Genomic DNA, 8,860 nt, shown 5'->3' on the forward strand with positions numbered 1-8,860 from the left:
TTTTATGCGACCGGAGGAAGCTATAAAATGGTGAACGAGACTGCGCTATGCCCGTGCTTAACCCTGCTTTTCAAACCGTAGGGAGAGAAAAACAGCGGTAGCGCAAACGCAACATAAATTATGTCAGTTTTGTAGGGGAGGATCTCGTATCCTCCCGCAGTCTGCTATAAAACAGCTCCACAGCAAAGCGAAGTTTTCAATACTAGTTCCTGGTTCTGATTATCATTATTCAAAATTATATTTTATATAAAATGTTTATTTGTTTCATATTTGGGTAATATTTAAGTATATTATTAATAAATAACTTGAAAGGGGCTGACCGCATGAAAATATCTATATATGGAAAAAACATGCAACTTACAGATGCATTAAGGGAGGCAGCAATCAAAAAATTATTACGACTGGATAAGTTTTTTCAGCAAGATATTGAAGCCAAGGTAGTTTTAAGCATCGAAAAGAAAATACATAAAGTTGAGGTGACTATTCCTTTCAATGGCAGAATAGTACGTGTTGAAGAATATTCTGACGACATGTACAACGCTATAGATGAAGCAGTGGAATCATTAGAACAGCAAATTAGAAAATTCAAAACAAAACTCCAGGACAGAAAACATGTTAACGAATCAATAAAATTTGAAAATATTGAACCTCTTGATGATGAGGAGGAAGAGGAATTCAAGGTTGTAAAAACTAAGCGCTTTGCAATAAAGCCTATGAATATAGAAGAAGCCATACTACAGATGGACTTGTTGAAACATAATTTCTTTGTATTCCTGAATGCAGACACAGAGGAAGTAAATGTGGTTTATAAAAGAAAAGATGATAATTATGGATTAATCGAACCAGAATTATAAACAAACAACATAACTTTACCTCCGAATATATACAAAAAGACGCAAACTAAATCGCGCCTTTTTGTTTTTGCCGACAAATATTTTATTATACGTTCCTTATTCCCCCGAATATTCCCATATAATTGATTTGGTGCCTCTTTTACGCTTGTAGTTTTTTGTTTTATTCCGGAACATCCATATTATATATTACTCAAAATTCTACACATGTCGAATTGTGTCGCATGAGTCGCTTTTATTTTATGGAATATTTTATTTACTAATATTTATACTTTAGGGGGCTTATCCACACTTGTCCACAACAGTGGATAAGCTGTGCAAACTTATTTTTTGGATATTATTGAAATTTCAACAAAAAGTTTTTTGAGGCATATTTTAAATACTTCTTGACATCAATTCACATTAGTTTTTTCAACTTCATGAGTTGTTAACAATTCTATCCACAGTTGTGGATAACTTGATAATGTGCAGAACAAAACTTCTGTTTTTTGAACTTTATTAAATTTACTTAACTACTTTAGACAATAATTTAAGTATTCAGACAATTTTAAACAAACATAAGTTTTATAGCACTTTTAAAATTATTCGATGTTGTATATTTAAAAGTTAAAACAAAGAAGAATTTCCTCAGTATATAATCAGGCTTGTTGATATTCGTGCTATTTTACAATAAAAAATTTGTAGAATATTGTATATGTTTGTGTTATACTAATTAATAAAAAATATTAATTGGAGCCATGCATGTTATTTATCACAAACAAATATCTCAAGCCAGGCATGATTTTAGCAAAAGACATTATTTTGTACAACAGCAGTAATTTTAACAGCTTGCTCTTGACTAAAGGCCAGGTTTTAAACAATACATTTATCAACAAAATTAATTATCACGGCATAGAAGGTGCTTACATTGAAAGCGAAGCCTTTTCAGACATTGAAGTGGATTCATACATAAATGACGTACTTAAGGCAAATACGTTAAAAACAGTAAAAGATGTTTATTATGAACTGAAAATGAGTTCAGGAAAAGTTCATGCAACGGCCATAAAGCAGCTTTCGGGCATTGTAAGCACCCTAATTACAGAAATTATGTACAAGGATGACCTTTCATACAACATAATAGATTTTAAAAATTACGACAACTACACATATCAGCATTGCCTCAATGTGGCAACTCTGTCCATATCAACAGGAATTTCCCTGGGACTTAGTGAAGGCGCGCTTCATGACCTTGGAATGGCAGGTTTGCTTCACGATATTGGCAAAATGATGATACCCCTGGAAATTCTCAACAAGCCTGGCAAGCTTACAGAAGATGAATTTGACATAATTAAAGAGCACCCGGTAAATGCAGTAAGTCTTTTGAAGGATCTTGTACCTTACAGCGTCCTTTCAGCCATACAAAGCCACCACGAAAAATTTGACGGAACAGGTTATCCTTATGGTGTTTCAGGAAGTAATATTCATTTTTACGGCAGAGTGCTGGCCGTGTGCGATGTATACGATGCACTCACATCAGACAGGTCCTACCGCATGACATCATTTCCAAGTGAAGTAATAGAATATATTATGGGATGTGCCGATACGCATTTTGATTACGAAATTTTGAAAAGTTTCCTTCAAGTGATAGTTGCATACCCTATAGGAACTTTTGTTAGATTAAGCAACAAAAAAATCGCTGTGGTAGTAAAAAACAATTCAGAAAATATAATGCGTCCGGTTGTGAGGATTATAAACGGCGACGGTACTGTTGGCGTAGATGTTGATTTGCTCTATGACAACAAATATATGAACATAACCATTACTGATATGGCATATGATTATGACAATTCCGGTCTTGAAGGCGCTTTGAAATCCACATATGATATGAAATTTAAGTCATAGCTAATACTAAAGCCTTAGGGCTTTTTTATTTTGACTTTCTAATGAAATAACCAAAATATCCTTCTTGAATATAATGTAATATATTGTTTGAGGATGTGATATTTATGAATATAGATTTACAAAAATTGCTGGAATTGATAATTCCATTGTTGACTGTTATATTTGGTGCGTTGTCAGTATATTTGAGGACAAACGAAAAAATCATGAACAGTTCAATTAAATATATTACAGAAGCCGAGGAAATGTACAAAGATGTGAGCAAGTCCGGTGGTCAGAAGTTTTCTTGGGTTGTTGACACATTGTACAACATGGTACCGCGTCCCTTAAGAGTTGTCATTACAAAAAAATTCGTGGAAAAAATAGTGCAGGGCACATTTAATAGTATAGAGGCATATGCAAAGACGCAAATTGACAAGGCTGTGGACAATTATTTTGAAAATATATCAAACAAAAATAGAGAAGGCAACAGTGGGAAAGAAACAATCCCGGGCATAGGAGATGCCAATAATGATTAAAATTCAAAGCCTCCCCTTGGACAACATAAGCGTCAGCAGCTCTTACGGACCAAGAAATATAACAGTTGATGGTGTAAAATACTGGTGGCACAACGGTATTGACTTTTACGCTGAAGAAAATACTCCTGTTTATGCTGTAGCTTCCGGCACAGTAAAAGTTGCAAGATTTAATAATGGGGGCTATGGATACTACGTTGCCATTGATCACGGCAACTATGGCACCCTCTATGCCCACTTAAACAGAACTTCTGTCTTTGTAGGAAGCAGCGTTGAAGCAGGAAGTATCATTGGATACTCCGGAAAAACAGGGGCTGTGACAGGACCACACCTTCATTTTGAAATTAGAATTACACCGTATGAAAACTTCTGGGACAGAGTGGAATGTGACTCCTCAGTCTTCATGAGGACTGTTGATCCCATGATATTTATTGAAGAATATCAGAAACTACCAGAAGATTTATCTGTTGAAAGCGCCCGTGAAATTGTAAAAACTAAAGCAGCCCTCGAAGATAAAACCATGGATTACATTGTTAATGACTACAGATATGGGCACGATTTAGTAAAAAAACTTGCAAAAGCATTGCAATAATTAAAAAACCCGCTTCCGCGGGTTTTTCTTTATGTAGTCGGTTGTCCGGCATTATTTTATTTTGAAGCCAATGCAGCATTAACTGCTTCTTTTATAGCATTGCTTGTTACAGTTGCACCTGAAACTCCATCAACTTCTGTTGAATCTGCTTCAACAATTTTTGCAGGCAATTGATCAATTGCATTTGATCCAATTCCGTTTGTTTCGCTGTCGCCAACTGCTTCAACAGACACTATGTCATCGCCGTCAACTACTACAGTTACTGTAACGTCTCCGCCAAATCCTTTTGCTGTTGCTGTAAGAGCTCCTTCAACAGGTGCTGCAGCTTCTTCAGTTTCCTTTGCTGGTTCTTCTGTTGCTGGTTTTTCTGCCGGCTCAACTGCTGCTGGTTTTTCTGCTTCTGCAGCAGGAGCAGCTGCTTCTTTGCTTGAGCATGCAGCAATGCTGAACATCATCAAACCAAGAGCCAATAATAATGATACTTTTTTCATTTTTGTCCTCCAATAAATTTGATACGTTTAGTATTATATCATTAATCCTGGAAAATGAAAGGAACAAATTCTTAAAGTTTTGTTAATATTGTATGTACTATCAGAGAGTTGGTTCAGGACCACGAAAAACTTTACATATGTTCACTGTCATTCTGAGGGCGCAGACCGAAGAATCTCATGTTTTTAGCAAAGACAAGGTCCTTCACTATAAAATAATTCACTAAATTTGATTATTTTATTTAATGCAAGTGTGAGTTATGCTACAATGTTTTTAGAAATTATAATGTACATAGTGCTTACGATAATACATGTATGTCTAAGAAGCGGCAAGTATTATAGTATATTTTAAAAGTAAAGAATTCAGATTGCTGCATTTAATACATATACTGATTAAAATTAATAACAAATGAAGGTGATCAAATGGAAAATAACTACGAGTACATAGTAAGTGCATGCCTGTGCGGTGAGAACTGCCGTTACGATGGTAAATCCACATTGTCTGAAAGCATCAAAAAACTTGTTGATGAAGAAAAAGCAATAATGGTGTGCCCAGAGGTCGATGGAGGCCTCCCCATTCCGCGACATCCCTGCGAAATAAGAAACACCAAGGTAGTAAACAGCCATAATGAAGATAAGACAGAAGAATTTATTTTGGGAGCAAAAAAAGTACTTGCCATAGCGAAAAAACACAACATTAAAAAGGCAATACTCAAGGAAAAAAGTCCATCCTGCGGCAGCAGCTTCATATATGACGGAACATTCAGCAAAAAGCTGATTAATGGACAAGGCATTACAACCGAACTCCTGCGCGAGAATGGAATAGAAGTAATAAGTGATGAAGAATTCGATAAATAATAGCAGTCAATGTCATTATGGGAGGTATGAATGTATAAAATTAGTGAATTTGCTAAAATGTCAGGCTTGCCACAGTCTAAAATACGCTTTTATGAAAAAAACGGTTTATTAAAAGTACGAAAAGATATAAATGGCTATAGATATTTTACACGCTGGGATGCATTTCGTGTAAATGCCTTTCGTGTTTTGCTTCAATATGGATTTACAGTAGAAAAAGCCATAAGCATGCTTGATGAAAGACAATCCGGAGAATTGTTCGTAAATTCCTTGGAAGATAAAAAAGAAGAACTTCAAAAACAAATTGATTTGATGCACAGCCGCATGAAAAAATTAGAAACAGTAATCTCATTGCTTAAAGAAGGTTATGAAAATAAGTTTGAAATAGTAGAAATGGAAGATTATATTTATGTTTTAGCTTCAAATGGAATTGATTTTGGTATATCAGTTGAAAATGGAAAGGTTATTGCCCAATTTGCCGAACTGTTATCAATAACTTCCTACGCCAGAATCATATTGATGGACGAGCTTTTAAGTAAAAAAGAAGTAATTAATCCAAGCTATTCAAATGCAATACCCATATCAAAAGAACATTTGTTGGGAAAATACGATAAATCAAAAGTTAATAGGATTAAATTAGGCAAGTGCATAAGGTATTACAGAAGCGAAACCAGGGAAGGGAGTGAGAAGATAGAATCATTCAATGAGTTATTTAATTTCTTAGAAGAAAATAACTATGAAATTAATGGGGATGTTTTGCTGCTTCCTACCTTTCTCAATCTTGATGGTAAAGGAATTGACATTGAGGTTTTATATGTTCCGATAAAAAATTAACAATTTTTTGAAAAACATCTTGACTCTAAACCATGTTCATAGTTTATACTTCGTCTTATATTTAACTTAGTTAAATATGTTTTAAGTTTAAACAATTGGAGGAGAAAAGATGAAAAAAAGAAAATTATTTGGCTGCTTATTATTGATAATCGCTATGATTTCAATGCTTACAGCATGCCAGAACGCTAAGCCGGCACAAAGCCCAAAGCCCGAAGAAAGTGCTAAGCCCGCAGAAAATGCTCAACAGACAGAAACCCCAAAAATATCATTCAAAGCAGGTACATATACTGCAAATGTTTATGGTTACCTGTCAAATCTAAATGTAGAGACTACATTCTCTGATACGGAAATAACAAGCATTAAGGTTACGGAACAAAAAGAAACTCCTGAGTTGTTCGCCTTGGTTGAAGCGCAGGTTCCTGCACAGATTATTGAAAACCAAAGTTTAGCTGTTGATACGGTAACAGGCGCAACTATATCAAGCATGGCATTAGTAAACGCAGTGACTGACTGTGCCGAACAAGCCGGAGGAGATGTTAAAGCACTCAGAGCTAATAAAATAGAAAAACAGCCGGGTGCAGATGAAGAATATACAACGGATGTTGTAATAGTCGGATTAGGTGCATCAGGATATATGGCTGCTCACAATGCAGCAATAGAAGGTTCAAAAGTAATGGCTATTGAAAAAGGTGCAGCTCTTGCTGTATCAAACGGATTAAAAGTATCCGGCCCATTTGCAATCGATACACCAGTATTGCAGGAAAAAAATTCAAAGCTTACAGTTGATAAGGCATTTTATCATATGATGGATTATTCTCATTGGTCTGTAAACGCTACATTGGTAAGACGTTGTCTTGAAACTTCAAAAGTAGCTGTAACCCAATTAATGGATATGGGATATCAATTTAAAGAAGCAGACTTTAGATTTGAAACACCTTTTAAAGGTGAATATGGCGGATTCCATTTAATTTTAAATCCATTGTCTGAACGCGTGAGCATTTGGGAAAAAACACTTAAAGAAGACAATGTTGATGTAATGTTTAATACAACCGGCAAAAAGTTAATAATGGATGGAGATAAAGTTGTAGGAGTTGAAGCTCAAAAGAAGGATGGAACAAAAGTAACAATTCATGCAGATTCAGTAATTCTTGCAACCGGAGGTTTCATCGGTAACAAACAAATGATAGCAGAAAACTTTTCAGGGGTGACAATAAACGCAGCCGGCGGAAGTTTAAGCACAGGCGATGGAATCAACATGGCTGTTGAAGCTGGAGCAGTGCTTGATAAAACATTTGGTATATGCGGAAGTGAATACGGCGGAACAAACACAAAAGCAACAAGAAGTGCAAAACAAGATAAGTATGATCAAAATACTGCATTCAAGTTTGGAGTTTACGGCGGATTGTATGTAGATGCACAGGGTTCTCGTTTTATGAATGAAGGTTTAATGGTTGATTATCCTATGTCTTTCGGAAGCGAATCAATTATACGTAACAGCCCATACTATGCCATTGTAGATCAGGCGTATGTAGATGCAATGAAAACACAAGGATTGTACTTATATACTAAAGAAAAAGGCGCACCTGATAATTGGACAATCGGTAATTATTACAAAGAAAAGATTCTCACAAATCTAGATGCAGATCTAGAAGAAGGAATTGCACAAGGATGGGCTTATAAAGCAGATACTATACAGGAACTTGGTAAATTCTTTGAGATTGAAAATTTACAAGCGACTGTAGATGATTACAACAAATATTGTGAAGATGGTGTTGACGCTCAATTCGGTAAAGAAGCAATGTATTTGTCTGAAATAAAAGAAGGACCATTCTATATTGTACAAAATCAATTCAGCGGATGGAGTACTATAGGCGGTGTTAGAGTAGATGAATCATTAAGAGCATTAAACGATGATAATAAAGCGATCCCAGGATTATATGTTGTAGGTTCAGACGCTGGAAGCTTATTCTGCACTCCTTACTACGATATTCCAGGTTCTTTCTATGGTCTTGCCATTGATTCAGGAACTATAGCTGGTAAAGAAGCTGCTGCTTATTCTAAAATAAAGTAATTATAAAAAGCGGTTCTATAATAAATGTTGGGGTGTTATAAAAACATCTCAGCATTTTTATTATATAAAATTATAAAAATATAAAAAATGTATAGCAAATGTTAAAATCCTATTAGAATAAAGTTACCACACCACATTCAGAAAGGATTAATAAAATGCTCTACACAAATAATTATATCTAAAAATTACTAGGAATTAAAGGGGTAATATTAATAAATATTGAGGAGAATGATAGTAGTATTACAATAACAATATTTACTCTATATCGAGCATTGCAAAGGAATGTAATGATTCAGTTCCAACGGTAACAAGGGTTTTTAATTATGTTAATTACTCATTTAAATCTTCTAAACTAAAAGACGCTTATATGCTTAAAGAGAAGTTTTATGATTTCATTGATATTGTTGATCTTAAAAGTACGAAACAAAACTTAAAAGCCCGGTACTTATTTGTTTCAACATGTAATGTGCTGGAATTCGATACTTGCGTAAAAACAATTAATAACTGGGAAAAGTATATATTAAATTCATTTACATGTAAATATACAAATGGATACACAGAAGGGATAAACAACAAAATTAAGGTTCTTAAAAGAAACACTTATGGTGTTAAAAATTTAAAAAGGTTTAGAAACAGAATTCTTCATGTTATGAATTAAAAATTATGGCTATTAAGCTAGTACTAGCTTAATAGCCATAGGTAAAATCTTATTTAGTAACTTTATTCAATGTTAGGATTTAAGAACCCCAACAATTGACAAAAAAAACAAAAAAAAA

The 8,860-nt window shown here is 34.5% G+C and carries 9 protein-coding genes; 8 read left to right on the forward strand and 1 reads right to left on the reverse strand.

What is annotated here, in order from left to right:
* Positions 1-323 precede the first annotated feature (323 nt).
* From raiA to BN358_RS22690, 4 genes are all read left to right on the forward strand, one after another.
* Complete coding sequence (raiA, locus tag BN358_RS22040; protein WP_019230581.1) at positions 324-854, forward strand: ribosome-associated translation inhibitor RaiA; 531 nt, start codon at positions 324-326, stop codon at positions 852-854.
* 738 nt (positions 855-1,592) lie between these two features.
* On the forward strand, positions 1,593-2,732 hold the full coding sequence (locus BN358_RS22045; RefSeq protein WP_019230582.1) for an HD-GYP domain-containing protein: 1,140 nt from the start codon (positions 1,593-1,595) through the stop codon (positions 2,730-2,732).
* Positions 2,733-2,836: 104 nt separating this feature from the next.
* Positions 2,837-3,247, forward strand: a complete 411-nt coding sequence (locus tag BN358_RS22050; RefSeq protein ID WP_019230583.1) for a hypothetical protein — start codon at positions 2,837-2,839, stop codon at positions 3,245-3,247.
* Complete coding sequence (locus BN358_RS22690) at positions 3,240-3,836, forward strand: M23 family metallopeptidase (protein WP_019230584.1); 597 nt, start codon at positions 3,240-3,242, stop codon at positions 3,834-3,836. The genes BN358_RS22050 and BN358_RS22690 overlap by 8 nt, the downstream gene beginning before the upstream one ends.
* A gap of 56 nt (positions 3,837-3,892) precedes the next feature.
* Here the strand turns inward: BN358_RS22690 and BN358_RS22060 are convergent, their stop codons facing one another.
* Positions 3,893-4,327, reverse strand: a complete 435-nt coding sequence (locus BN358_RS22060; RefSeq protein ID WP_019230585.1) for an FMN-binding protein — start codon at positions 4,325-4,327, stop codon at positions 3,893-3,895.
* A 420-nt stretch (positions 4,328-4,747) separates the two neighbouring features.
* Between BN358_RS22060 and BN358_RS22065 the strand changes: the two genes are divergently transcribed.
* The 4 genes from BN358_RS22065 to BN358_RS22080 all read left to right on the forward strand — a co-directional run bounded on the left by BN358_RS22065 (position 4,748) and on the right by BN358_RS22080 (position 8,742).
* Positions 4,748-5,182, forward strand: a complete 435-nt coding sequence (locus tag BN358_RS22065; protein WP_019230586.1) for a DUF523 domain-containing protein — start codon at positions 4,748-4,750, stop codon at positions 5,180-5,182.
* 30 nt (positions 5,183-5,212) lie between these two features.
* Positions 5,213-6,013: a MerR family transcriptional regulator gene (locus tag BN358_RS22070; RefSeq protein WP_019230587.1), complete on the forward strand. Its 801-nt coding sequence runs from the start codon at positions 5,213-5,215 to the stop codon at positions 6,011-6,013.
* A 109-nt stretch (positions 6,014-6,122) separates the two neighbouring features.
* Positions 6,123-8,084, forward strand: coding sequence for an FAD-binding protein (locus BN358_RS22075; protein ID WP_019230588.1), 1,962 nt, complete (start codon positions 6,123-6,125; stop codon positions 8,082-8,084).
* Between the two features lie 271 nt (positions 8,085-8,355).
* Positions 8,356-8,742: a transposase gene (locus tag BN358_RS22080; protein WP_255346930.1), complete on the forward strand. Its 387-nt coding sequence runs from the start codon at positions 8,356-8,358 to the stop codon at positions 8,740-8,742.
* The last annotated feature ends 118 nt before the right edge of the window (positions 8,743-8,860 follow it).

It is taken from the genome of Sedimentibacter sp. B4, from assembly GCF_000309315.1.
Taxonomy (GTDB): domain Bacteria; phylum Bacillota; class Clostridia; order Tissierellales; family Sedimentibacteraceae; genus Sedimentibacter; species Sedimentibacter saalensis.

What these genes read in the sequence shown, in the direction of transcription:
- BN358_RS22690 (WP_019230584.1), top strand. Translation starts at nt 3,240, where the DNA reads ATGATTAAAATTCAAAGCCTCCCCTTGGACAACATAAGCGTCAGCAGC.
- BN358_RS22075 (WP_019230588.1), top strand. Translation starts at nt 6,123, where the DNA reads ATGAAAAAAAGAAAATTATTTGGCTGCTTATTATTGATAATCGCTATG.
- raiA (WP_019230581.1), top strand. Translation starts at nt 324, where the DNA reads ATGAAAATATCTATATATGGAAAAAACATGCAACTTACAGATGCATTA.
- BN358_RS22050 (WP_019230583.1), top strand. Translation starts at nt 2,837, where the DNA reads ATGAATATAGATTTACAAAAATTGCTGGAATTGATAATTCCATTGTTG.
- BN358_RS22060 (WP_019230585.1), bottom strand. Translation starts at nt 4,327, where the DNA reads ATGAAAAAAGTATCATTATTATTGGCTCTTGGTTTGATGATGTTCAGC.
- BN358_RS22070 (WP_019230587.1), top strand. Translation starts at nt 5,213, where the DNA reads ATGTATAAAATTAGTGAATTTGCTAAAATGTCAGGCTTGCCACAGTCT.
- BN358_RS22045 (WP_019230582.1), top strand. Translation starts at nt 1,593, where the DNA reads ATGTTATTTATCACAAACAAATATCTCAAGCCAGGCATGATTTTAGCA.
- BN358_RS22065 (WP_019230586.1), top strand. Translation starts at nt 4,748, where the DNA reads ATGGAAAATAACTACGAGTACATAGTAAGTGCATGCCTGTGCGGTGAG.